The 23,335-nt window shown below is 53.0% G+C and carries 16 protein-coding genes; 13 read left to right on the forward strand and 3 right to left on the reverse strand.

What is annotated here, in order from left to right; all coding sequences use genetic code 11:
* Positions 1-375: 375 nt before the first annotated feature.
* The 3 genes from NSQ73_RS31745 to NSQ73_RS31755 are packed head-to-tail and all read left to right on the forward strand — an operon-like array spanning position 376 to position 2,405.
* The gene (locus NSQ73_RS31745) at positions 376-945 is read left to right on the forward strand and encodes a bifunctional transcriptional activator/DNA repair enzyme AdaA (protein ID WP_340990147.1); all 570 of its coding nucleotides are present in this window, start codon (positions 376-378) and stop codon (positions 943-945) included.
* 1 nt (position 946) lies between these two features.
* Complete coding sequence (locus NSQ73_RS31750; protein WP_340990148.1) at positions 947-1,525, forward strand: methylated-DNA--[protein]-cysteine S-methyltransferase; 579 nt, start codon at positions 947-949, stop codon at positions 1,523-1,525.
* A complete protein-coding gene (locus NSQ73_RS31755; protein ID WP_340990150.1) occupies positions 1,506-2,405 on the forward strand; it encodes a DNA-3-methyladenine glycosylase family protein in 900 nt (299 codons plus the stop codon). Before NSQ73_RS31750 ends, NSQ73_RS31755 begins: the two co-directional genes overlap by 20 nt.
* 113 nt (positions 2,406-2,518) lie before the next feature.
* Here NSQ73_RS31755 and NSQ73_RS31760 read toward each other — a convergent pair whose 3' ends face one another.
* Entirely contained in the window at positions 2,519-2,944 is a 426-nt protein-coding gene (locus NSQ73_RS31760; protein ID WP_340990152.1) for a VOC family protein, read from the reverse strand.
* Between the two features lie 114 nt (positions 2,945-3,058).
* Here NSQ73_RS31760 and NSQ73_RS31765 point away from each other — a divergent pair, with 114 nt between their 5' ends.
* The 7 genes from NSQ73_RS31765 (at position 3,059) to NSQ73_RS31795 (ending at position 14,872) form a co-directional block, all read left to right on the forward strand.
* On the forward strand, positions 3,059-4,018 hold the full coding sequence (locus NSQ73_RS31765) for a helix-turn-helix transcriptional regulator (RefSeq protein WP_340990154.1): 960 nt from the start codon (positions 3,059-3,061) through the stop codon (positions 4,016-4,018).
* Between the two features lie 522 nt (positions 4,019-4,540).
* Entirely contained in the window at positions 4,541-7,009 is a 2,469-nt protein-coding gene (locus tag NSQ73_RS31770; protein ID WP_340990155.1) for a hemoblobin-interacting domain-containing protein, read from the forward strand.
* Positions 7,010-7,051: 42 nt separating this feature from the next.
* Positions 7,052-8,953 (forward strand): S-layer homology domain-containing protein, encoded by a 1,902-nt coding sequence (locus tag NSQ73_RS31775; protein WP_340990715.1) that lies wholly within the window; start codon positions 7,052-7,054, stop codon positions 8,951-8,953.
* A gap of 314 nt (positions 8,954-9,267) precedes the next feature.
* On the forward strand, positions 9,268-11,097 hold the full coding sequence (locus NSQ73_RS31780) for an S-layer homology domain-containing protein (protein ID WP_340990157.1): 1,830 nt from the start codon (positions 9,268-9,270) through the stop codon (positions 11,095-11,097).
* Between the two features lie 181 nt (positions 11,098-11,278).
* Positions 11,279-13,087: a sensor histidine kinase gene (locus NSQ73_RS31785; RefSeq protein WP_340990159.1), complete on the forward strand. Its 1,809-nt coding sequence runs from the start codon at positions 11,279-11,281 to the stop codon at positions 13,085-13,087.
* Positions 13,084-14,220: a response regulator gene (locus tag NSQ73_RS31790; protein WP_340990161.1), complete on the forward strand. Its 1,137-nt coding sequence runs from the start codon at positions 13,084-13,086 to the stop codon at positions 14,218-14,220. Before NSQ73_RS31785 ends, NSQ73_RS31790 begins: the two co-directional genes overlap by 4 nt.
* Positions 14,221-14,317: 97 nt before the next feature.
* Entirely contained in the window at positions 14,318-14,872 is a 555-nt protein-coding gene (locus NSQ73_RS31795; RefSeq protein WP_340990163.1) for a GNAT family N-acetyltransferase, read from the forward strand.
* Between the two features lie 80 nt (positions 14,873-14,952).
* Here NSQ73_RS31795 and NSQ73_RS31800 read toward each other — a convergent pair whose 3' ends face one another.
* Positions 14,953-15,660 carry a DUF2569 domain-containing protein gene (locus NSQ73_RS31800; protein ID WP_340990164.1) on the reverse strand — a complete coding sequence of 236 codons (708 nt, stop codon included), beginning with the start codon at positions 15,658-15,660 and terminating at the stop codon, positions 14,953-14,955.
* Positions 15,661-16,023: 363 nt separating this feature from the next.
* Here NSQ73_RS31800 and NSQ73_RS31805 point away from each other — a divergent pair, with 363 nt between their 5' ends.
* The 3 genes from NSQ73_RS31805 (at position 16,024) to clpB (ending at position 20,613) form a co-directional block, all read left to right on the forward strand.
* The gene (locus NSQ73_RS31805) at positions 16,024-16,494 is read left to right on the forward strand and encodes an Hsp20/alpha crystallin family protein (RefSeq protein ID WP_340990165.1); all 471 of its coding nucleotides are present in this window, start codon (positions 16,024-16,026) and stop codon (positions 16,492-16,494) included.
* Between the two features lie 374 nt (positions 16,495-16,868).
* A complete protein-coding gene (locus tag NSQ73_RS31810; RefSeq protein ID WP_340990166.1) occupies positions 16,869-17,876 on the forward strand; it encodes a DnaJ C-terminal domain-containing protein in 1,008 nt (335 codons plus the stop codon).
* A gap of 94 nt (positions 17,877-17,970) precedes the next feature.
* Positions 17,971-20,613 carry an ATP-dependent chaperone ClpB gene (gene clpB / locus NSQ73_RS31815; RefSeq protein WP_340990167.1) on the forward strand — a complete coding sequence of 881 codons (2,643 nt, stop codon included), beginning with the start codon at positions 17,971-17,973 and terminating at the stop codon, positions 20,611-20,613.
* Positions 20,614-21,067: 454 nt separating this feature from the next.
* On the opposite strand, the gene NSQ73_RS31820 is transcribed toward clpB, so the two are convergent.
* Positions 21,068-23,212 (reverse strand): glycosyltransferase family 2 protein, encoded by a 2,145-nt coding sequence (locus NSQ73_RS31820; RefSeq protein ID WP_340990168.1) that lies wholly within the window; start codon positions 23,210-23,212, stop codon positions 21,068-21,070.
* Positions 23,213-23,335: the final 123 nt, after the last annotated feature.

Genomic DNA, 23,335 nt, shown 5'->3' on the forward strand with positions numbered 1-23,335 from the left:
TGCGGACTACAGTTCCGTTATTTTGCTGAAATCATCAGTCTGGCAGCTGTCGCGGACTACAGATCCTTTATTTTCCGTATTCCCCCTCAAATTACCCCTTACAGCAGGGAATAAGGCCTTTACAGTCCGCGTGGCGCGGAAAAAGCCCGGATTGTGAGAATTAGCGGAATCTCAGTCCGCAGGGAGAGATAAGCTAATCACTGTTTAATCGAAGTGTTTAACACTGTATTACTTCAGCAGGCAGCAAGCGTGCATCTACAGGCACATCTACATCTGCAGCTCCCCCTGCACACTGTCGTAATCTTGCTCTCCTATTCCAATATGCTGCATAAGCCAAAACGAATCGTTTATACTGGCGGTAAGAGGTGATTCAGGATGGAGCCGCAATTATTTGAGCGTATTTACGATTCGGTGGTGCGGCGTGAGCCGACCTATGACGGTGTTTACTATACAGCGGTGCTGACGACACGTATTGTCTGCCGGCCTTCCTGCCGGGCAAGAACGCCGAAGGCAGCCAATGTGGTATTCTACGGCTCCCTGCAGGAGGCTGTCCGCAAGGGATTCCGGCCCTGCAAAAGATGCCGCCCCGAAGAAGGCGGCACCCTCCGGCCGGATGCCGTGCTGGCATCGCAGGCGGATGCCATTATGGATGGGCAGTTCGGGAGCAAGCTGACACTGCAGTCGATGGCGGAGCAGCTGAAGGTCAGCCCGTTCCATCTGCAGCGGACCTACAAGCGGGTAACCGGCCAGTCGCCTGCTGCCAGACTGGATGAACTGCGCAGGGGCGAAGCCCGCAGGCTGCTGGCGGAGACGGATACAGGCATTGCCGATGTAGGCAAGGCAGTTGGATTCCGCAGCGCGTCCCACTTCGCAGCCTGGTTCGTCAAGAAATCCGGTCTGTCCCCTACGGAGTATCGCAGTAAGCATAATGAGGGAGGAAATTAGGATGAATATGAATATAAACCAGAGTCCGAACCGGAACATGATATATCACCATACCCTGAATCTCGGGAATCGGGAGTGGACCCTATGGGCCAGCAGCAAGGGACTTATCCGCGTGTCCTATCCGCAGGATGGAGGGCAGCTGCCCGCCGCCTGGCTGAAGATGTACGCTCCGGACTATGAATTCCTGGAGGGTGCCGGAAGGTTTGAGCAGCTTGGGGTTATAGAGCTGCTGCGCCGTTATTTTGATGGAGATACGGTCGATTTCAATAGTCTTGCGCTTGATTTATGGGGCACTCCGTTTCAGCAGGAGGTATGGCGGGGGCTGCTTACGATCCCGCATGGTGAGGTTGCTACCTATAAGGAATTGGCCGCACGGATTGGCAGACCGCTGGCGATCCGTGCTGTCGGTACGGCTAACGGACAGAATCCGCTGCCGGTCATTGTGCCCTGCCACCGGGTGATCGGTGCGAACGGCACTTTAACCGGTTACCGGGGCGGATTGCAGCTCAAGCAGGAGCTGCTTCAGCTGGAGGGAATTCTAAATGTGAAGGCGGCGGGCCATGAACGATTTGCTTTTTGAGCTGCCGCTGCCGGAGGATTTCAACCTGGACGCCTGTCTGGAGTACATGAACCGTTCGCCGCTGGAATGCCTGTTCCAGACGGATGACTCGGGAGTGACCCGGATGTTCAAGCTGGAGGACGGCCCGGTCCTAATCCGGTTAAGTGTGCCTGAAGGCAACAGGCTGAGCGTAACCCGGCTGCACGGCGCTGTCCCCGGCGTCCTGGAGCAGGAATGGCTGGCCCGTTATATTGTAGAGTGGTTCGATCTGGACCGTGATCTTACCCCGTTCTACCGGCTGGCGGAAGCAGATCCGCTGCTCCAGCCGCTGGTCAGACAGCACCGGGGACTGCGGATTATCGGCATCCCGGATCTGTTTGAGGCGTTATGCTGGGCGATTCTGGGCCAGCAGGTGAATCTGGCTTTTGCCTACAGGCTGAAGCAGCGGCTGACCGAAGTGTATGGAGAATCTCTGGAGTGGGGAGGACGGACCTACTACCGGTTCCCCGGACCGGAGGTCTTCTCGGAGGTGCAGATCGAAGAACTATGCGCCCTGCAGCTAACCCGCAGCAAAGCACAGACAATCCTCACAGTAGCCTCGCTGATTGCAAGCGGAGAGCTGAGCCGTGAAGAGCTGCTGGCGCTTCCGTCTCCGGCCGCCGCCGAGCAGCGGCTGCTGCAGATCCGCGGGATCGGGCCGTGGACCTCCCAGTATGTACGCATGCGCTGCCTGCGGGATAGCTCCTCATATCCCGTCGGCGATGTCGGCCTGCAGAACGTGATCAAGTTCCTCACCGGTATGGACCGCAAGCCGACGCCAGCGGAGCTGCTCGTCCTGGCCCAGCCCTGGCAGGGCTGGGAGGCATACGCCACATTTTATCTGTGGCGGGCATTATATTAGCGCGCGGCTGGTGCGGAGCCGTGACGGCCAAAAGCACTGTCTCACCGGAGATTCCGGGAGACAGTGCTTTTTGTATCCTGCGCCTGAAGGGTTCACCCCAGCCCGCTTGAGCTTTAATGCGCCCGCTTCGTGAAGATCTGGAAGCATACACCGTACTTATCGGTAACCATGCCAAAGGCGGGGCTGAAATAAGCCGGAGCCAGCTCAATATCAACCGTTCCGCCTGCCTTGAGCGAGTCATACAGCTGCTGCGCTTCCTCCGCAGTATCCGCTGTGATACAGATGGTGATGCCATTGCCATGGCTCAGCGGCTGGCCAATTTCCTGATCTGCGACGAAAAACTTGGTTTCACCCACCAGCAGGACGGAATGGGCTATACGCGCTTTTTCCAGTTCGGTCATCGGGGATTCAGGGTTCTGCGGGCCTTCGCCCACAGTTTGCTTGAAGAGCAGCGTTGCACCCAGCGCCTCCTGATAAAAGGCAATCGCCTCACTTGCTGTACCGTCCACCAGAATAAAAGGATTTACTTGCAGGGTCATGTCTAAATCGCTCCTTAGAATTTGATTTGCCTGTACTAACCGGCTTTAATTATAGTGTAGTCTATAATAGTGACAGGTATTGTCATGAATATAATAATAAATGGAGTGAAGCTGATGTCTAAATCCAAAAGGCTGCTGGACCTGATGATGACCGTCAACCGCAAGCGGAAATTCACCGTCAAAGAGCTGGCCGACGAATTCAATGTATCCTCCCGGACCATCCTCAGGGATTTGCAGGAGCTGGGGGAGTTAGGCGTTCCGCTCTATTCCGAAGTGGGGCCGCATGGAGGCTATCAGGTGCTGAACGAAAGAATTCTGCCGCCGATCGCGTTCACGGAGGAGGAGGCGGTGGCGATTTTTTTCGCCAGCCATGCCCTGCGCCACTACAAGTATCTCCCCTTCAAGGAGGAATCATTAGCTGCCCTGCATAAATTCTATAACTATATGTCCGGCGATGTCCGTGACCGGATTGACGAGATGAAGAACCGGATTGATTTCCTCACCCCGGCGAGACAGGCGGAGTTCCCCTATCTGTCTCTGTTGCTGGAAGCGGCCACCGGTCAAAAGGTGCTGCTGATCGATTATGAAACGAAGGGGCAGCGTAAGGAGAGATGGATTCAGCCAGTGGGCATCTACGCCCATAATGGCTTGTGGTATTGCCCGGCCTATTGCTTCCTGCGCGGCGATATCCGTGTATTCCGCTGCGACCGGATTCAGTCTGCCGGATACGGCGAATCGGGGCCGGAAGCGCTTGATCTGAAGCATGTCCATTTGGGAAATAAGGATGATTACAGCAGTCAAACTCAGCAGGGTGATAAAAGCATTGTCCGGCTGTTCGTTGAACTGGGGAATGGAGGCGTACAAGCCTGCGAAGCCGAGGTATGGTCCTCACCCCTGCTGCATATCCGCGGGGATGGCACGGGCTGGCTGGAAGGGGATATCCCGCAGAGCGATCTGGGCTTCTTCGCGCGTTTCGTAATCGGCCTCTGCAATGAGGCCACAGTACAGGAGCCGCCGGAGCTGGTGGCGGAGGTGAAACGGACGCTGGCGGGAATGCTGGCGCAATATAAGTAGAGGGACAGGCTGATGATTAAGTATTTATGTATCCGGATGGACCCCGGGCGGACAAGATAGATAGAGTCTACACTTTATTTGGTAATAGTTATAAGCTGTTTATCTACAAATTCTATAGACTCTGTCAGCGGATCGAAGGATGGCAGATGAAGAGCCCGATCAAGCAATGCATTGCGTTCCATCCACGTCTCACTATCCCAGCAGGAATATATCTCTATACTTTCTCCTTCAGACAGATGTTCGTCCATGAGGGAGAGCAGCAGGTTTAGGCACTTCAAGTTTTGTTGGTAGAGTTCAGGATAACCCGCGCGGATTTCCTCAGTGATATTGCAAGCCTCGCCATTGAAGCCGTAGACATAGGGCTTAGTGAAGCCATATTAAAATATGAAATTGAAGTTCCGGGAGTCTCTGATAAAGAGGCTCTTTTTTTGTCGGACTTTGTCATTTTGGTGTCATTGGGTGCATATATACTGGACTTTAGTATCAATTTTAAACAATAAAATTTTAGGAGTGAGAATCTAAATGATAGCAAGAGGCAAAACAAACAGGTTGAAATTCATCCAGACCGTGTCGAAAATGATGGCTGTGGTGCTTACAGCTGTAACTGTCCTGACGGTTTCTCCCAGTGCGAGCCATGCGGAACCTGGTTTCCCGCAAATTACCTCAGCAACGGCTGAAGTGAGCAGCAATAATACCGCTGTGACAGTTACCTTCAATACCTACGCACTGCCTGCCGGCAGCCTGGCCGATCTGATGGCCGATATCCAAATTGAACGTACCGGTTCGGAGGAACCAGTTGATCTTGCGGCAGATAACGCCAGTAATGCTATCAGCATGAATGAGGATGGTGCGTTAATTATTACGCTGAATAATGCGCTTACCGGCACAGACAACAGCATTCAGATCGCAGCAGGGGCTGTTATGAATAAGGAAGATCGTCTCTCCGTGAGCGACATCACTGTAACTTCTATAGCTGCACATGATATTAGCGCTCCTGTTTTTACAGGTTCCCTTTCCGGTGATGGCCGCTGGGTGCACTTATACTTTGATGAGAACTTCTCACTTAACGTGCCTGATGGGGCAACTGAAGAGCAAGCCAATGCTTTTCTGGAAAGCCAAATCAGTGTAGCTGGTGAAGGGGAGCATTTTGTTCCTTTTTCGGATCATGAGGGCTCTGCCTATCAGAATAACTCCAGTGAGCTATATCTAAATTACGATAATGATATGAAAATCATTTCGGGTACCGATACGGTCATCCGGATCGCAAGCGGCACTCTGAAGGATGCGGCAGGCAATCTTAATGCGGAAATGAATTTACACGTGAGTCCTCCGGTGATCCAGTCAGCGGTTGTCAGCAATGACAATCACGACGTAGAACTTACCTTCAATAAAGAAGTGTTAAATAATACAATCTCGGAGGATAGTCTGAAAAGCGAGATTTACTTAGTCCGGACACTAGTATCCGGACAGGAGAAAGCCTTCAAAGCTCTCGTTGCTCAGGATACATTATCCATTGAATCCAACAAGCTGCATATTCATTTCGCTGAGGCGCTATCCGGCACAGAGATTCAAATCGTCATTAACGGGGGAGCCTTCAAGGATCTTGCCGGAAACGTCCGGGATCAAAATACAGTCAGCGGATTTCTGGAAACTGCTGTCGGAGGTATAGACCCGAGTCCGGCAGACACAACCATGCCGGCATACCTGTATTATTCCGTGTCGGATGATTATCAGGATGTTACTTTCGTATTCGATGAGGAGATCTTCAATGCTAAGGGGGATGACAGCAAATTCCTGGAGAATGTGCAGTGGTATGATCCAATCAGAAACCAGTGGATATACACCTTACCTTCAGATGTTACGTTTACCTTCTCGGGCTCCAAGCTCATCCTGCATTTCCCGGCACCGCTCTCAGGCCGCCAGTATTATTATCAGTTCAATCCGGGTCATTTCATGGATGCAGCCGGGAATGTTCTGACCGATTACGTAAGTACAAACTGGATCAACCCCCAGAACCCGGCAGCAGGTATTTCTTATAATGGCGGCTACTTCTCAGGTGACGGGCGGTTCTTGAGCTTGGCGTTTAATTCAAATACCGCCCTGGAGGATCAGACCCTTGTTGACGGAGTGTCCCATCTGAGTGAGTACATCACCCTTTCCACTGATCACGGCGTTACTTATTCAGCCTTGGATCCGCAGGATGTAGTGTCTCTTCATGACTCACAGATTAACATCATCTTCCACAATGCGAAGCAGCAGGGTTCCGTAAAAATCAAAGTATCTCCGGGCGTGCTTAGCGATCTATATGATAGTAAGCGTAACGGCGCAGTAGAGGCAACGATTGCCTATAATACTCCTGAGCTTACGGGATATTTCTTCAGCAACACAGACAGTGAGTTTGTTTTTGCAGATAATGTGGCCTGGAGAGAACACGTAGGGAAAATTACTGTATATGATTCGAATATGGGAGTATACAGAACATTGAATGCCTCGGAATATGTGCTGAGCGAAGGCAAGCTTACATTAGCCCGGGAAATTTTCGCTGAAGGAAATTACTATAGAGTTATTGTAGATGCTGAAGGGTACAGTAGTAAGTATTTTGAAGGCAGGACTCATAAATCCTCTGAAGTATTCTACGTGACTGCGCCGGTGGTTACTTCCGACAATGGAATTACAGCAACCATCCGGCTATTTAACAATGCTTATGATGAAGAAGTAAATGGAAATCAGATCATTATATTCGAACTGTTCAACGGCACTGCACCTGTTAGTATTGTTGCGGCTAACCTGAAGTTAGACACAGGCACGTATTCTGCTAACTTCAATGTGGGTGATGCTGCGGTGAATCCAAATTATACAGTAAAGGCCTATGTCGTTAGCCGGTATGGCAATGATCCGGCGAATCTCGGACTCAATCTGGCTACAGTAAAGACTCCGCTGGAACTGGATTTGGCCATACTTGCTGCCACTCAAAATAATTATAATGACTAGGAATGATAGAGCAACAGGAAAGCGGGGAATGTCCAAGTGAAAATGCGCAAGTTGAAATTGACTCTGATTATGGCTCTTTGTTTATCACTGGTACTACCAGCTGCAGCCTTTGCTGACAGCACAGCCGTGACGCTAAATCCTCCGGCTGCTGTGGAGCTTGGCGGTATGGTGTCAATTACCGGTGACTCTACACTGGATGAAGTCATTATTCAAGTGCAGCGGCCGGTCAAAAGCACTGTGTTCTATGATATTGTTCCTGTGAGCAATGGACAATTCTCCACTTCGTTCACTTTGTCCAAAAGTGAGGTAGCCGGAACTTATAAAGTGCTAGCCGGAGCGGGCGCTCGGGTTGCCACGGCTGATCTTATCGTCAAAGCTCCGTCGACCGGAGGTGGCGGTAATGGAGACGGTGGCACCGGAAATGGTGGCGGCACCGGAAATGGTGGCGGCACCGGAAATGGCGGCGGAACCGGAGACGGCGGCGGCACCGGAAATGGTGGCGGAACCGGAGACGGCGGTGGCACCGGAAATGGTGGCGGAACCGGAGACGGCGGCGGCACCGGAAATGGTGGTAGCACTGGAAATGGCGGCAGCATCAGTACCGGCACCAGCACCGGTGCTCAAGCGGGAACAACCACGGCAGCTGGCAAGCCAGTCACTCCGCCAGTGTCGAATGCTACACCCGTTCAGGTAGATACAAGCAAGAATACTGCTGTATCGGAGACGGCAGCAAATGGCCGGGTGACTATGACAGTTACTCAAGATGACACAGCGCTCACTGCAGCTTTCGCGGCTGCGGCTACGCAGGATAATCATGGAGCAGCCCCAATTATTTTTATTGCATACAATAATATTTCAGGTGCGGGTGTGCGTTTTAACCTGTCGGCTTCCATTTTGGCAGCAGCGGCCTTGAAAGCGCCGGATACTATCGTATCACTGCAAACCAATGACGGCGAATATTCGCTGCCTCTAAGTGTTCTTGATTTTGCTGCAGTCGCCCAAAGCCTGGGCACAGCCGCAGACAATATAGTGATTCAAATCAGGATTTCTCCGGTAGCAGCAGATGTGAACACGGCTATTCAACAAAGTGCGCAGAGCATTTCTGCTTCCCAGTTAGGAACCGCCATTGAATTTTCAGTTGCGGCGGCTGGCAACGGAAAGTCTGTAGAGTTGAACCATTTTGGGTCAACTTACGTCAGCAGAAGCGTTGTCCTTGCGTCTTCAGTGGATGTAACACATACATCGGTGGTCCTTTATGATCCATCTACAGGACAATTTTCTTTTGTACCTGCGCTGTTTGATAAGCAGGCAGATGGTTCCACCAAGGTGACTTTTAAACGTAACGGTAATAGTACGTACGCTGTCCTTACGTCCGCCCGGACATTCAATGATATCGGCAATCATTGGGCCAAGGCAGATATCGAGCTGCTCGCTTCAAAGCTGGTCGTAAATGGGGCTACAGATACCCAATTTGCTCCGGAGAGTGATATAACCAGAGCCGAATTTGCGGCATTACTCGTCCGTTCTTTAGGACTGAGCCCTGATACAGCAGCAGCGGCCTTCACGGATGTTAAGCCGGGTGACTGGTATGCCGGAGCCATTGGTGCCGCAGTTCAGTCCAAGCTGGTGGAAGGATTCCAGGATCAGAGCTTTAAGCCGAATGATACGATTACCCGCGAGCAAATGGCAGTGATGATTTCAAGAGCGATCTCAGCCACCGGGAGAACTAGCGGTATTGCAAGCGGGCAGACTCAGCTGCTGTCTGTCTTCCAGGACCGGGCTGACATTAGCAGCTGGGCTCAAGGGGCAGTAGCACAAGCCGTTCAAGCAGAGATTATTACCGGTATGACACCGGCGTCCTTTGTTCCCGCAGCGAAAGCCAGCCGGGCTCAAGCCGTGGTTATGCTGACCCGTTTATTGAAATATACCGGGTTTGTTAACTAAATAAGAAGTTTAACAGAGCGCTGCCCGCTGGGGCGGCGCTCTTTGCTTAGAACTAATATCCTCCAGTGTCGAACTTTGTCATTTTCCCGTCATTGAGCCTATGTATAATTATTTTAAATATAACATATGTGAATTTGAAGGGATGGGAGAAAACAGTGAAGAGAAAATCAATATGGAAATTGGGGCTATTTTCGGCTATGGCTTCAGTTCTGATAAGCGGATGTGTTGTAAGCACAAGCTCCGTCACTTTAAATTTCCCCGCTGATAAACCGGACAGCTCCGAGCATTTATATCTACGGTATTCGGACGGTACTGTGGCTGCAGTTCCTGATGTTGCCGGAGAAAGCAGTGTAACGGTTGCTACTTACAATGATAGAACGATTGTTGGCGGATATGTGAGCGACGGTAGTATAAGCTGGGTCCCGGATTATTCTTATCCGTTCCCCTCTGTCAATGTATCCGGATTCCAAACATACAAGCCTGCTTTTGCCGCAGATCATGTGAAACTGGCTAAACAGCCGGAACAGGATGTCAATCATCCTGCCTATATGAATGTTACCTTTGCTGTCTATGATACTGACGACGCCCTGGTAACAGGCCGTACCGAAGTATTTGCCCATTCTTCCGACACTGACACCGTATTTTATAATACGGATCCAGCGGATAATTTCAACAGTACTAAGGATGCTTATGAAGGCTTCTCCTCGTATACAGACAACGGTTTCGTGACCTTCCTGATCAAATCTGAAACTGCGGATATTTCATCCCCGATTTCTTTGTACTCGGGTGCTCAAATTATCGCAGAGAATGTCTTCAATAAGGTAATCGGCATCACTGTGACAAGCACTGGCGGGACAAGCTCTCTGTATGCGGGTGACTCACTCACTATGAGTGCTGAAGTACTGCCGCTGCATGCAGCCAACCGGGCTGTCGTGTGGTCTGTTGTATACGGTAGCGGGTCCGCCACTATCGACGCAACAAGCGGCGAACTCACCGCAGTTGATCCAGGCACAGTAACTGTTGAAGCCGCAGCTACAGACGGCACCGGCACTACAGGCAGCCTCGAACTAACTATATTGGAGGTGCCGGTATCAACACCAACGCCAACACCAGCGCCGATTGAGGAGACTCCAACGCCAACACCAGCGCCGATTGAGGAGACCCCAACGCCAACGCCAGCGCCGATTGAGGAGACCCCAACGCCAACACCAGCGCCGATTGAGGAGACCCCAACGCCAACGCCAGCGCCGATTGAGGAGACGCCAACACCAACGCCGGCGCCGATCGAGGAGACCCCAACGCCGACGCCAGCGCCGATTGAGGAGACGCCAACACCAACGCCAGCGCCGATTGAGGAGACCCCAACGCCGGCACCGACCGAAGCATCAACACCAGCACTGGTTACGGTGACTGCAGCACCAACGCCTACACCAACTGCAGCACCAACGCCAGCACCTAGCAGCGCCCCCGTGTCTGTAACCGCAGGACCGGGAGTGCAATTCATAAGTAATGTTGTAGATATTTCCAGTGTGTTGACCAGCTTTGCTCAAAAAATCGAGGAGGCCAGGTTGAACCCGGCTCCGCTGAAATTTACCGATACCTCCACTCATTGGGCAGACTCCACAGTTAATGTCTTTGTGAAGTTAGGTGTGGTTAACGGCTATAAGGATGGAGGCTTCCATCCGGAAGCAAGCATCACCCGCGCAGAGTTCGCTACAGTTCTTGCCAAGGTGTTTGGCCTTTCAGGCACCGCTTCATCGGGAAGCTCCTTAAGTGATACTTCCGGCCACTGGGCTGAAGCCTCTATTCGCGCCCTGCAGCAAAAAGGTATCATTTCCGGCTACCAGAATGGTACATTCATGCCTAATCGTGAGATCACCCGTGCCGAGATTATTGCCATGATCTCCAAGGTTATTGACCTGAACAGCATAAATGCCGCGGCCTCCTCCAGCTTCTCCGATCTGGATAAGGCATGGAACAAGGAGCAGATCGGGCAAGCAGCGGCAGCCGGTATCATCACCGGGGAAGGAAATGGAGTGTTTCTTCCAGCCAAGCAAGCATCCCGTGCCGAAGCATTAACAATTGTACTGCGCGTTCTAGAGACTAATCCGGAGCTGAAGAGTCTCCTCGATACCCTGAAATAAGCAAGCTTGCAGCCCTTTTACATGCCGCATGTCTTGATGAAAGCCCGCCCAGCCTTTTTCGAAGGCCTGAGCGGGCTTTTTCTGAAAAAATAAAAATTTGAAGTATCTCTCAAAGAGAAGTATCTGATAAGATAGGAGGCGCAGAATGCAAGATTCCTTCTTGAATAGAGGTCAACCATCTATGACATATAATGTGTATTTATCGGCACTTTTGATGGCTGCGACCTGCTGTTCATTGCTGCTGGTTTACCTGTGCTTCAAAAGAAGAGACCTTCCTATAGCGGTAAGCTACGGCCTGGGGATGTTGACGGGCTCCTTTTATTCTTTTGGCTATGCCTTCGAAATTATCAGTACCTCCGTGGAGCATATCCGGTTCTGGCTGCGGGTTGAATATATCGGCATTCCGTTCGGCACGGTGCTGTGGTTCATAATGGTACTGCAGTATACCGGCAGGCAGTCATGGGTGCGTCCCAGGAATATTGCACTATTGATGATTGTTCCCCTAATAACCTTCACAGCCCACAATACCAATGAATGGCATCATTTATTCTATTCAAGCATGACGTTGAACAATACGGAGGGCTTTCCGCTGGTCACCCTCATTAAAGGTCCGTTATATAAGCTGCATGTGCTCTATTCCTATAGCTTTTTTATCGTAGGAATGTTTTATTTGCTGCAGATGTTCTTCCGGGCGGTTCCCCGGATGAAGATGCAGATTGCGCTGATGATTATTGGTTCGTGGGGGCCCTTTGGCTTTACCTTGATTTATTTAAGCGGTGTAATTTATATGCCTATCGACATTTCACCTTTTGGATTCCTGTTCTCGGGTGTTTTTTATATGTGGGGAATCTATCAGTTCAATATGCTGCGGCTCGCGCCGCTGGCCCTTCAGCAGGTGTTTGAATCAATGGATGATGCGGTCATTATACTGGATACCGACAACAGTCTAACCAGCTTTAACCGCTCAGCCAAAGGAATAGTCAGCGAATTGAGTAACAAAAGTACAGGTCAGCCCGCCGTACAGGTTTTCTCCGCGTATCCACTGCTTCTGGAGATGATCGCACAGGGGGAGGACAGCGCATCAAGAATTCAGCTTGCAGGTCCGAACGGCAATTTCTATAATGTCCATCTCTCTCTTGTCAGGAATAGGCGCCTAAAGATTGTCGGAAAAATGCTTCTGCTGAGGAACGTGACACAGGCCGTACATGCAGAAGAAAAGCTACGCGATAATGCCCGGCAGTTAAGTGAGCTGAACATATTTAAAGACCGGATGTTTAGTGTTGTTGCCCATGATATCCGCGATCCTTTGGCGGTCCTGGTCAATCTGATGGAACTGCTTGAAGAGGAGATGCAGGCTGGAAGCGATGATCATGATGAAGAGCTCCTGCACGAAATGGGGCAGCAGATCCAGAATACCTTCGCGCTTGTGGAAGTGCTGCTGGACTGGTTCCGTAGCCAGAGGGAAGGTATGATTTTTGATCCGGTCGAACGGGATCTGGCCCATGCGGTGCAAGCGGGCCTGCGGCTCCTGCGGCTGCGGAGTGATACCAAGCAGATTCAGATCATTTCTGAAATTCCGGAAGAGAGCTATGTCTATGCGGATAAAGAAATGCTTGATCTGATTATCCGTAATCTCCTGTCCAATGCGATTAAATTTTCCTTCCGGGGAGGAAACATCCGCTTACAGGCAGAGAGGAGAGACCGTCACATGGTAATCGCTGTGAGCGATACGGGGGGAGGGATTTCTCCGGAGCAGGCGGGTACCCTGCTGGAGGATGATTACCGGAGCTCTTCAACCGGGACGTCCGGGGAGCGGGGGGTGGGCCTGGGGCTAACCCTGTGCAGGGAGTTCGTACAGTTGAACGGAGGAGAGCTGTGGTTCGACAGTATCCCCTCGAAGGGAAGCACCTTCTATTTCTCGCTCCCGCTTCCTCCTGAAGCTCCATTAATTCCTGCCGGCAACAGTATTAGGAAGGGAATGATTCTATGAAGGTTATCATCATCGATGATGAGAAGGCCATGCATCTCATATTAAAGCGGATGCTCGGCAAGCTGGAAGAGGTTGAAATGTTGGGCAGCTTCACAGATACGGCTTCTGCTTTTACCTATTTGAGCAGTCATGAGGTGGACCTGATCTTCGTAGATATCAGCATGCCCAGAGAAAGCGGCCTGGAATTTGCAGCGAGGCTTAGGGGGAGCGGCCGGGGAACCAGGATTGTGTTCATCACTTCCCATAAGGAATATGCGCTGTCCGCTTTTGAAGTGTACGCCTTCGATTATATTCTGAAACCGGTGGTACAGGAGAGGCTGCATGAGACGGTACACAGAGCCGCTACTCAGATTCATTTGGAGCTTGCGGCAGAAGCCAACCGGGAGCCCGCCTTGAGCGCAGAAGCACGGATTAGCCTCCTGGGCGGAATTGAAATCGGGGGTGCTCAGAGAATCAAGACCAAATGGAAGTCGCGAAAAAGCGCTGAGCTCCTCGGCTACCTGATCATACATAAAGGCAGACTTGTTTCCCGCGCACGGCTCATTGAGGATATCTTTGGCGATATGCCGCAGAAGAATGCAGAAATATATTTGAATACAACGGTCTATCAGCTGCGCAAGCTGCTCCATACGCATGGGCTGAAGACGCATCTGCATTCCGAGAGCAACCATTATGCCTTTAACTGTAGCGGACTTAGCGTGGATATTCTCAGCTTTGAGGATGGCTGCAGAAGCTTGGCTGTCATAAATGAGGCTAATCTGGAACAGGCTATTGAGCTTGAACAATTATATATGGGTGATTTATTCGGAGACCATGTGTATCCTTGGGCCTGGAATGAAATTGAACGGCTGTCACTCATGTACTCGGCCTTCACCCGGCGACTGTGCGTTGCTCTGCTGGATAAGGGTGAGACGAATACGGCAAAAAGGCTGCTGATCAAGCTGCTGAAGCACAATGAGCTGGATGAAGAAGCCCATATGCTGCTTATGAAAACCTCGGCTCTCCAGAATAACAAAGATGCCCTGAACCGTCAGTACCTGCAGTTTGCCGACATTCTGAACCGGGAAATCGGAATTCCCCCTTCGCTTGAGGTCAAATCCTTTTATGCACAGCTGCTTTCCGGGCTTGGCTAATTTAACTGACAGTTTACCGGGGGATATGAGGCATATATAATTTAAGGAAACTATGCCTTTTGATAGGACTATCTAATAGAGTTGGGGGCTGACCGGAGTGATCAGACATTCAGGGCTTGTAACAGGGAAGAAGGTATATCTGCGCCCGCTTAACGGGGAAGACGCCGAAATGTATTACCATATGTTCTACGGTACGGAAGTCCGCAGGCTTACAGGAACGAAGAAGCATATCACCAAAGAGCAGATCGGGAATTATATCGCTCGCAAATCAGGCGACGACAGTACGGTGCTGTTGCTGATTGCCTTGAGGGAGAACGATGAGGTCATCGGTGATATCGCCATTCAGGATATGGACCCTGACAACCGCAGTGCAAATCTGCGGATTGCTATTGGGGATGAGCGTCATCAGGGAAAAGGGTATGGACGGGAAGCGTTGCTGCTGATGCTGGACTACGGCTTCGGCATTCTGAATCTGCACCGGATTGAGCTGGAGGTCTATAGCTATAATGCCCGCGCTGCGCATGTGTATGAATCAATCGGTTTTGTCCGTGAGGGTGTACGGCGCCAGACGCTCTATTATAACCATGAGTACCATGATGTGATTATGATGGGCATGCTGGATAGCGAATACCGTGAGCGGTATGTGAAATAGCGGGGGTAGACCGGACCTGCGAAAGCTGATTCAACAATACCGCAGGTCCGGAAGAATTGAAGAGACTATGTACAAAAATGTTAATAAATAAACGTATTCTTGACTCTCTTTGACCGCAGGAAATAGGGGATCCAGATTACAGCATAAATGAAGGACCGGAAGATATCCGTATAAGAGGTATCATCCGGTATGATACCGGAAAGAGTAGTCTGTACATGGCTGAACATGAAGGTATCTATGGTATTAAGTAAGATGTTATATACGATGAAAGATATAGATATGTATTTGAATAACTTTTTATGTTTGAGACCCAGGTACAGAATGAACAGGATCATTACGACCTGAATACATACTAATACCGTTTCTATCACAAGACTAGGAAGCATTGAAGCGACGTAGTAGCTGCTGTCAGGGTCGGTAAGAAGCTTAAGGCCTTCAGAGCCGAATAATGAGAAATTACCATAAAGCATTCGCACACCCGCGAAGAGTGAGAGAACAATACCTATTGCGAAAAGTCCTAACCAGCCTCCGGAGCCAGAAGGCTCTGATTCATCTGCGCGCTGATCTGAGGATTCCAGGACCCCTTCGGAAGCAGCGGCGGCCTCATCATGAGCTGGTCTAGCTTTCTTGACGCGCAATGGCCTAATTAATCCGCCGATCGCCCACCCGATAATTCCTCCAAGCCCTCCAATCACAAGAGAAATAATAACGTTAGGATCTGCTGCATAAGTTCTATGTAGAATAAAACCTATGACGAAGAAGATAATGCCCAGTCCTGCTTTTGCCACCTCATCACCTCATCATATCCGCATGGCTGCGGGATTTTTATTATTACACTTATATCGACAATTCCCACTAGTTCCTTTAATTTACTTGTTATATTTTAGGCGCTAGTTCTTTATATTTACTGTGGCGGTGAGGGTGCGGATAAAAAACATGTGAAATAAAGCGTTAAGGTCAAATAAGGTCAAATTATTAATAATGTTAAAATTTATACTAAAAAATAAGCCGAAACGCCGGAATTTACGGGATTTTCGGCTTATATGAGTTTTGTCATCCGGGCGGCCGGCGACTATAATAAAGCCATAGGTCAAATAAAGTCAAAGTCAAACCAACAACAAATTCAAAGTCAAATGAGAGGAGAATGGATAATGTTTGATTTGGTTCCTTTTGGTAAACGCAGAGATGATGCTTTTGGTGTGCTGGCTAAGTCGCTTAACGAAGTGTTTAATGATGATTTCTTTGCACCGCTGACAAGCTCCACGCTGTCCTTCCGGACAGACATCCGCGAGAGTGAAGGGGCGTATCTGATTGAGGCCGAGCTTCCGGGCTTCAAAAAAGAAGAAATCGACATCGATTATACCAGCCCTTACTTGACGATCAAGGCAGTGCGCAAAGAAGAGAACAGCGAGGAGAACAAGGAACATCAGACTGTGCGCCGGGAACGGCGGTATGGTGAGTATGTGCGCCGCTTCTACGTTCAGGATATTGCGGAGGAAGGTATCCGCGCTTCACTGAAAGACGGGGTGCTGAGCCTGGAAGTGCCGAAACGGCAGAAGTCGCAGGGCAAACGGATTGAAATTCAGGATGGCGGGCATTCTTCAGACGCGCAGCTTCAGTAAGCGGCAGGTGCCGCTTCCGGGGTGAACGGTCTCCGGGGGAAGCGGAGAGCCGGAGCGCCGGGGAAGGGTGTAGGAAGGCGAAGGAAGCAGGACTTCCAAGTCTGGCTGAAGCAGCCGGGTTCAGCGGGGTTCCCGGGCTAAGCGGCTTCTGCCGCCGGCCTATCCGGTCCCCTGCGGCAGAGTGGTTTCGCCGGGCTTTTCATATAGCATGATCATACAGGGCGCATTGTAGTGGGGATACCGGCTATGATGCGTCTTTTCCCGGAGAAAGGGACTTGGTGAATAATCATCGGCACCGGGAATAGGCTTGTTACAGGGCGGAATGCTATAACCTATAGAATAAGCTTCCCAATATACGAAAGGAGGAGGTACCAGTGGCGGCAAATTATTACGAGACTCTGGGCGTCGGCAGGCAGGCCTCGAAGCAGGAGATCAAAAAAGCTTATCAGAAGCTGGCTAAGAAGTGGCATCCCGATGTCAACAAAGCCCCGGAGGCAGAAGCCAGATTCAAGGAAGCGGCCGAAGCGTACGAAGTGCTGGGTGATGAAGAGAAGCGGAAAATCTATGATGAGGAGCTGCGCTACGGGGCCGGCTACGCTGGGGCAAGGGGTCCGCGGAGCAGCGGGGCAGCCTCCTCCGCGTCTTGGGATTCGCCTTTTAGCGCGGGCTGGAGCAGCGGCGCTGCTTCCGGCAGCAGTATTCCCGAAGAGGATCTGTTCGGGATGTTCTTCGGCAGCCGGGGGGCAGCGGACCGCGCCGGCTTCGATTTCTTCTCCGGCAGCGGCGGTGTCCGCCAAGGGGGAAGCCCTTGGGCGGATGAGTTCAGCACGATGCAGGCCCAGCTTGAGATTACGCTGGAGCAGGCTTACAAAGGCGGAAATATCAGCGTTCAGGCTGCAGGCAAAGACCTGAGTGTGCAGATTCCGGCACGCTCGTCCGAAGGGACGGTGATCCGGGTTCCCGGCGGCGGAAGCGGGGCGGGACAGGGAGGCGACCTGCTGGTCTCGCTGCATCTCCTGCCCCATGACATCTATGAACCGGACGGCGGCGGGGATTTACTCGGCACGGTAGAGATTGCCCCCTGGCAGGCTGTACTTGGCGGGGAAGCCAAGGTGACCCTGCCGGATGGCAGCCAGGTGAAATTGAAAATTCCCGCAGGTATGGCGTCCGGCAGAACGCTGCGCCTCTCCGGCAAGGGGCTTAAACGTCCTAACGGTACGAATGGTGATATCCTGTTCCGGATGGAGATCGTCATTCCGCCGGAAACCTCGGAAGCGGAGAAGAAGCTGTACCGCCAATTGGCCGATTCCGGCAGCTTCCAGGCCGGAGCCAAACGGCAGACTCCCGGCGGTGCACAGCGGCGCAGAGCGACAACGGGGTAATGATGAATATAACGCCGGTTATCCGGCTGACTGACATATGGAATGCTGCAGCTGGGGCTGCAGCGGCATAATTTTACGGAAAGGCGATGATCTTATGGATTTCAACAAGCTTACACAGAAGCTGCAGGAAGCCGTCGCAGAGGCCCAGTCCCTGGCTGCGGCCAGCGGACATCAGGAGATTGATAACCTTCATCTGCTGAAGGCACTGCTTCAGCAGCATGAGGGCCTGCTGCCGCGGCTGCTGCAGAAGATGAATATTCCTGCAGCCGAGCTGCTGCAGGGTACGGAGGTGCTGCTTCAGCGGAAGCCCAGCGTAAGCGGAAGCGGAGCGGGCACGATGCGGCGGTATGCCTCGCCTGCGCTGATCGCCATGCTGGAGCAGGCCGAGAAGGAAGCGGCCAAGATGCAGGACGAATTCGTGGCCGTAGAGCATGCTGTGCTGGCGATGGTCTCGGACTCCGGCAGCGGGAACCGCGAGCTGCGCGGGCTGTTCACGGGCCGGGGCGTTACCCGGGAGAAGCTGCTTGGGGTGCTGGCCGAGATCCGCGGACACCAGCGGGTGACGAGCCGGGAGCCGGAGGCCACCTATGAGGTGCTGGAGAAATACGGCCGTGATCTGGTGGCCGAGGTGCGGGCGGGCAAGGTTGATCCGGTGATCGGACGGGATGCGGAGATCCGCCGGGTCATCCGTATCCTCTCCCGCAAAACCAAAAATAACCCCGTACTGATCGGCGAACCCGGTGTGGGGAAAACAGCGATTGTGGAAGGGCTGGCCCACCGGATTGTCCGCCGGGATGTGCCGGAGGGGCTGAAGGACAAGACGATTTTCTCGCTGGATATGAGCGCACTGATTGCCGGAGCCAAATACCGCGGGGAATTCGAAGAGCGGCTGCAGGCCGTATTGAAGGAAATTCGCGAGAGTGACGGCCGGATCATTCTGTTCATTGATGAATTGCATACGATTGTCGGTGCCGGTAAGACTGAAGGGGCCATGGACGCGGGCAACATGCTGAAGCCGATGCTGGCCCGGGGTGAGCTGCATTGTATCGGGGCGACGACGCTGGATGAGTACCGCAAATATATCGAGAAGGACCCGGCGCTGGAACGCCGCTTCCAGCAGGTGCTGGTCAGCGAGCCGGATGTCGAGGATACCATCTCCATTCTGCGCGGTCTTAAGGAACGCTTCGAGGTGCATCACGGAGTCAAGATCCATGATAGCGCGCTCGTCGCGGCCGGTGTCCTGTCGAACCGCTATATTACGGACCGGTTCCTGCCGGATAAGGCGATTGACCTGGTGGATGAAGCCTGCGCGATGATCCGCACGGAGATTGATTCCATGCCCGGTGAGATGGATGAGGTGACCCGCCGCCTGATGCAGATGGAGATTGAAGAAGCTGCACTCAAAAAAGAAACCGACGATGCCAGTGGGCGCCGTCTGGAAATCCTGCAGCGGGAGCTGGCCGACCTCAAGGAGAAGCATCTGGGCATGACCGTCCGCTGGGAGAAGGAAAAATCGGCGATCCAGGGCATCCGCGAGCTGAAGAAGCGGTTAGAGCAGGCGCGCAAGGATCTGGTCGATGCGCAGGAGATCTATGATCTGAACAAGTCCGCCGAGCTGAGCTACGGCGTAATTCCTGATCTGGAGCGGCAGCTGAAGGCCGCAGAGGAAGCCGCGCAGCAGGATCAGGAGACCCGGCTGCTGCGTGAGGCCGTGACGGAAGAGGAGATCGCCGATATCGTCTCGCGCTGGACCGGCGTCCCGGTCAGCCGTCTCGTGGAAGGCGAGCGGGATAAGCTGCTGCGGCTGGAAGATACGCTGCATGAACGGGTAGTCGGCCAGGATGAGGCCGTCCGGCTGGTGGCGGATGCTGTGCTCCGGGCAAGAGCAGGCATCAAGGACCCGAACCGCCCCATCGGTTCGTTCCTGTTCCTGGGGCCGACCGGTGTCGGTAAGACCGAGCTGGCCAAAGCGCTGGCCGTATCGCTGTTTGACCGCGAGGACGGCATGATCCGTATCGACATGTCGGAGTACATGGAGAAGCACAGTGTCTCCCGCCTTGTGGGTGCTCCCCCGGGATATGTCGGCTATGAAGAAGGCGGCCAGCTGACCGAAGCGGTGCGCCGCCAGCCATACACTGTTGTGCTGCTGGACGAGGTGGAGAAGGCCCATCCGGATGTGTTCAACATTCTCCTGCAGCTGCTGGATGACGGGCGGCTGACCGACTCGCAGGGCCGGATGGTCGATTTCAAGAACACCATCATCATTTTGACCTCCAATATCGGCTCGCCGCATCTGATTCAGGGCATCGATGACAACGGTGAGCTGACCGAAGCGGTGAAGGACCGGGTGATGAAGGAGCTGAGCGGCCATTTCCGGCCAGAGTTCCTTAACCGGGTGGACGATATCGTGATGTTCAAACCGCTGACGCTGGGCGAAACCCAGCAGATCGTGGTTAAGCTGGTGAACGGTCTCCGTCTGCGCCTGGTAGAGCGGGGCATCGGCCTTACGCTGAGCGACAAGGCCGTCCGCTTCATTGCCGAGGAAGGCTTTGATTCCGTGTACGGCGCAAGACCGCTCAAGCGGTTCATCCAGCGCAGCCTGGAGACCCGGGTGGCGCGTGCGCTGATCGCCGGAGAAGCAGAGGAAGGCTCAGTGATGACGGTTGACGAAGCCGACGGTGAGCTGACTGTTACTATAGTGAAACCGGAATCTGCGAAGACGGTTGACTCGCTCTAAAATGTGAACTCACCCGGCCGATGCCTCCGTAAGGCACCAACTGCAATCCGCAAAGAAAAAAGCGTTCCGCCTTAAGGCTGGACGCTTTTCTTGTGACGTTCGACTTAAATCCTGCAGAAAATACAACATTTTCTTCAATAAATCAGCCCAAATCAAGAATTGTTGCAGGAAATGCAGCATTTCATCTTCTGCAAGCGGCTAACTGAAAGGATTATTGTATTTCATACAACAATCCTCCCGCATACCCCGTTATTTATGAATCCGAGTTGTAATATTTACAACATTTATACCTGTTACCTGTATACCCGCCCCATACAGAATGAACTTCAAAGTCCAAATAGACGCTTGGCGGGACCGCTGCCTCAGCAGCGGTTAAGCGATTATTGGTTACTTGTTTGGCCGAAATCCTAAGTGTGGTTTATATAGAAGCTCTAAGCTCTACTATCCCCGCCGCCTACTCGCTCCAGGGCATCAGATGGGGATGCTGGTCGAGGATAGACAGGTATTGTTCCTTCCAGCCGTATTGGCCGTCCGGGTCCAGCAGCATATAGCGCAGATATTTCTCCAGCCGGTATTCCGGCTTCGACCAGCCGAGATGCTTCAGCCGCAGATTGCTTAACTGGTGGGACAGCTCGAAAATATTCTCCGGCAGCCGCCCGCAATGCTGCGGCAGATCGTTCCAGAGATAAGTGAAGTCCTCCCGGTAGCGGAGCAGGAACGGCCGGTAGCTCTGATGGGACCGCCAGTACATATCCTCACGGTAATGAGTATCGTCCCAGAAATCGTAGAGCCGGAAGCAGAACAAGTCGCAATTGTCCGTACGCAGCAAGGCATCCACTTCTTCCGGAAATCCGGCCTCGAAAATTTCATCCGCATCCAGACTCAGAATCCACTCCGGATTCGTCTGAAGGACCGCCTCCCACTGCTGCTGGCGCAGCTCGGATTCATTGCTGAATCTGGAGACGTTGTTGCGTATCAGATGCAGCGGAATGCCCTGAAGCACCTCCCGGCAGATATCCGCTGTGTTATCCGTGCTGCCGTCGTCGATAATGACAGCTTCATCGATATATTTGCGGTGCTCCTGCAGAACCTGCCGCAGAAACCGCGAGCCCTCATTCTTGACGATCATCGTAAGCGTCAGCTTGGGCCGCCGGACAGCTGCTGAATTAGCAGCCGCTCCGGAGTAGCCGGTCGCCGCTCCATGCTCAGCGCCCCGCCTTGCTGCATCTGTACCGTCTGCCGCAGCCGCATCAGCGCCCGCCGCCGGACCGGTGCCCGGCAGCTCGATCTCGCCGCCGCCCTCTGGCAGCGGCTCCTTGGACAAGCGCCGCCGGGCCTCCGCCTCGGTCCACAGCGCATCCCACTCCGCGCTCGCATCCAGCGCTCTTTTATCCACGGGCGCTGCATCGGCAGCGCTCTGCATGTCTGAACTGTCCGCCGCGCCGCCGCTGTCCGAAGGCGCAACCTCGCGCGCAGCGGTTTCCTCGCCGCCGGCCTGAGCCCCCGCCGCGAGCTGTCGATCCCGCTCAAGCTCCGCGTCACTCCGCCATTCCCGCGCAGTCTCCGCATCGCCCCGTCCCGCCCCCGGCGCATTCCGCGCCTCGGGCCCTAGCTCTGCCTCATTTAACTCGGCATCGCTCCGCTTCGCCTCGTGCCACCCATCCGGCCTTGTGTTCGCTTCGCCCTTCCCTTCCCGCTCAAGCTCCGCCCTATACCGCGCATCCCGCTCCGATTCCCCGTCACATCGCCCCGTCTCCGGCGACTCCAGCCCAGCTCCAGCCTCCGCGCCCGAAGTCTGCCGGATGAACTCCGGCACCTTGAGCAGGTCGCTGTCCCTGTAGAGATGCAGCGCCGGGTAGTGGGTGTCGACATACAGCGGAATGCCAAGCGCCGCTGCACGGATGCAGAAATGGCGGTCTTCTCCCCAGTAGGAGATGTTGTGGACCCGGTCGTAGCTGGCACCGGAAGCGATGGCCCGGCTGCTGATCAGGGTGCAGGCGCCGAGTCCGCCGACCTCATAGATTCCCGGCTGCTGCATCTTCATCAGGAAGGCGTGGAAGCGGCGGTTGATCTCTTCGTGTGAGAGCTGCTCTCCCGGGAGCACCTCCCACTGGTTGTATTCGTCATGCATCCAGACCTGCGGCTGCAGCAGAGTGCCAGGCTGCCACTGGGTCCAGAACACCTCGGAGATAATGTCCTTGCCCGTACTGATCAGATGCAGCAGCGTATCCGGATGAAGAATCAGATCGGAGTCGATCAGGAACAGATAATCATAGCCGAAGGCTTCGGCACGCCGGATCATCAGGTTCTTGAACCCGGCCACCTTCCAGACCAGATTGGAATTCCAGAAATGGGTCGTATCATCGCGGATATAAGCATCATGAAACCCTGAAGACTGCAGGAAGACCGTTCTGCCGCTCTGGGTGAACTGCTGGAGCAGCTGACTCGAAGCTTCGTCCGGGTTGTCATCAATCAGATAGAAATGCAGCTCAATATTGGTTAGGTTCAGACGCAGCAGTGAGTTCAGAAACTGCTCGAGAATTGCCGGTTTTTGATGGATCGGGCTGCCCAGCAGAACCCGGGTTCGGTTCTCATTCATAGCAGGCCACTCCAGGATAAGGTCAACATTAATAGAACATCCCCTTGGATTCGCAAATAGATGATATGAATTATATGTATTCAATATATTTAGAGAAGTACGGGACTAATCCCGGTTTTTCAA

It is taken from the genome of Paenibacillus sp. FSL R10-2736, from assembly GCF_038000245.1.
In the GTDB taxonomy this organism is placed as follows: Bacteria; Bacillota; Bacilli; order Paenibacillales; family Paenibacillaceae; genus Paenibacillus_AQ; species Paenibacillus_AQ phytohabitans.

Excerpts from the sequence above, each read along its gene's own strand:
- NSQ73_RS31765 (WP_340990154.1), top strand. The coding sequence starts at position 3,059 with ATGTCTAAATCCAAAAGGCTGCTGGACCTGATGATGACCGTCAACCGC.
- NSQ73_RS31750 (WP_340990148.1), top strand. The coding sequence starts at position 947 with ATGAATATGAATATAAACCAGAGTCCGAACCGGAACATGATATATCAC.
- NSQ73_RS31785 (WP_340990159.1), top strand. The coding sequence starts at position 11,279 with ATGACATATAATGTGTATTTATCGGCACTTTTGATGGCTGCGACCTGC.
- NSQ73_RS31820 (WP_340990168.1), bottom strand. The coding sequence starts at position 23,212 with ATGAATGAGAACCGAACCCGGGTTCTGCTGGGCAGCCCGATCCATCAA.
- clpB (WP_340990167.1), top strand. The coding sequence starts at position 17,971 with ATGGATTTCAACAAGCTTACACAGAAGCTGCAGGAAGCCGTCGCAGAG.
- NSQ73_RS31790 (WP_340990161.1), top strand. The coding sequence starts at position 13,084 with ATGAAGGTTATCATCATCGATGATGAGAAGGCCATGCATCTCATATTA.
- NSQ73_RS31805 (WP_340990165.1), top strand. The coding sequence starts at position 16,024 with ATGTTTGATTTGGTTCCTTTTGGTAAACGCAGAGATGATGCTTTTGGT.
- NSQ73_RS31745 (WP_340990147.1), top strand. The coding sequence starts at position 376 with ATGGAGCCGCAATTATTTGAGCGTATTTACGATTCGGTGGTGCGGCGT.
- NSQ73_RS31760 (WP_340990152.1), bottom strand. The coding sequence starts at position 2,944 with ATGACCCTGCAAGTAAATCCTTTTATTCTGGTGGACGGTACAGCAAGT.
- NSQ73_RS31770 (WP_340990155.1), top strand. The coding sequence starts at position 4,541 with ATGATAGCAAGAGGCAAAACAAACAGGTTGAAATTCATCCAGACCGTG.
- NSQ73_RS31775 (WP_340990715.1), top strand. The coding sequence starts at position 7,052 with ATGCGCAAGTTGAAATTGACTCTGATTATGGCTCTTTGTTTATCACTG.
- NSQ73_RS31755 (WP_340990150.1), top strand. The coding sequence starts at position 1,506 with ATGAACGATTTGCTTTTTGAGCTGCCGCTGCCGGAGGATTTCAACCTG.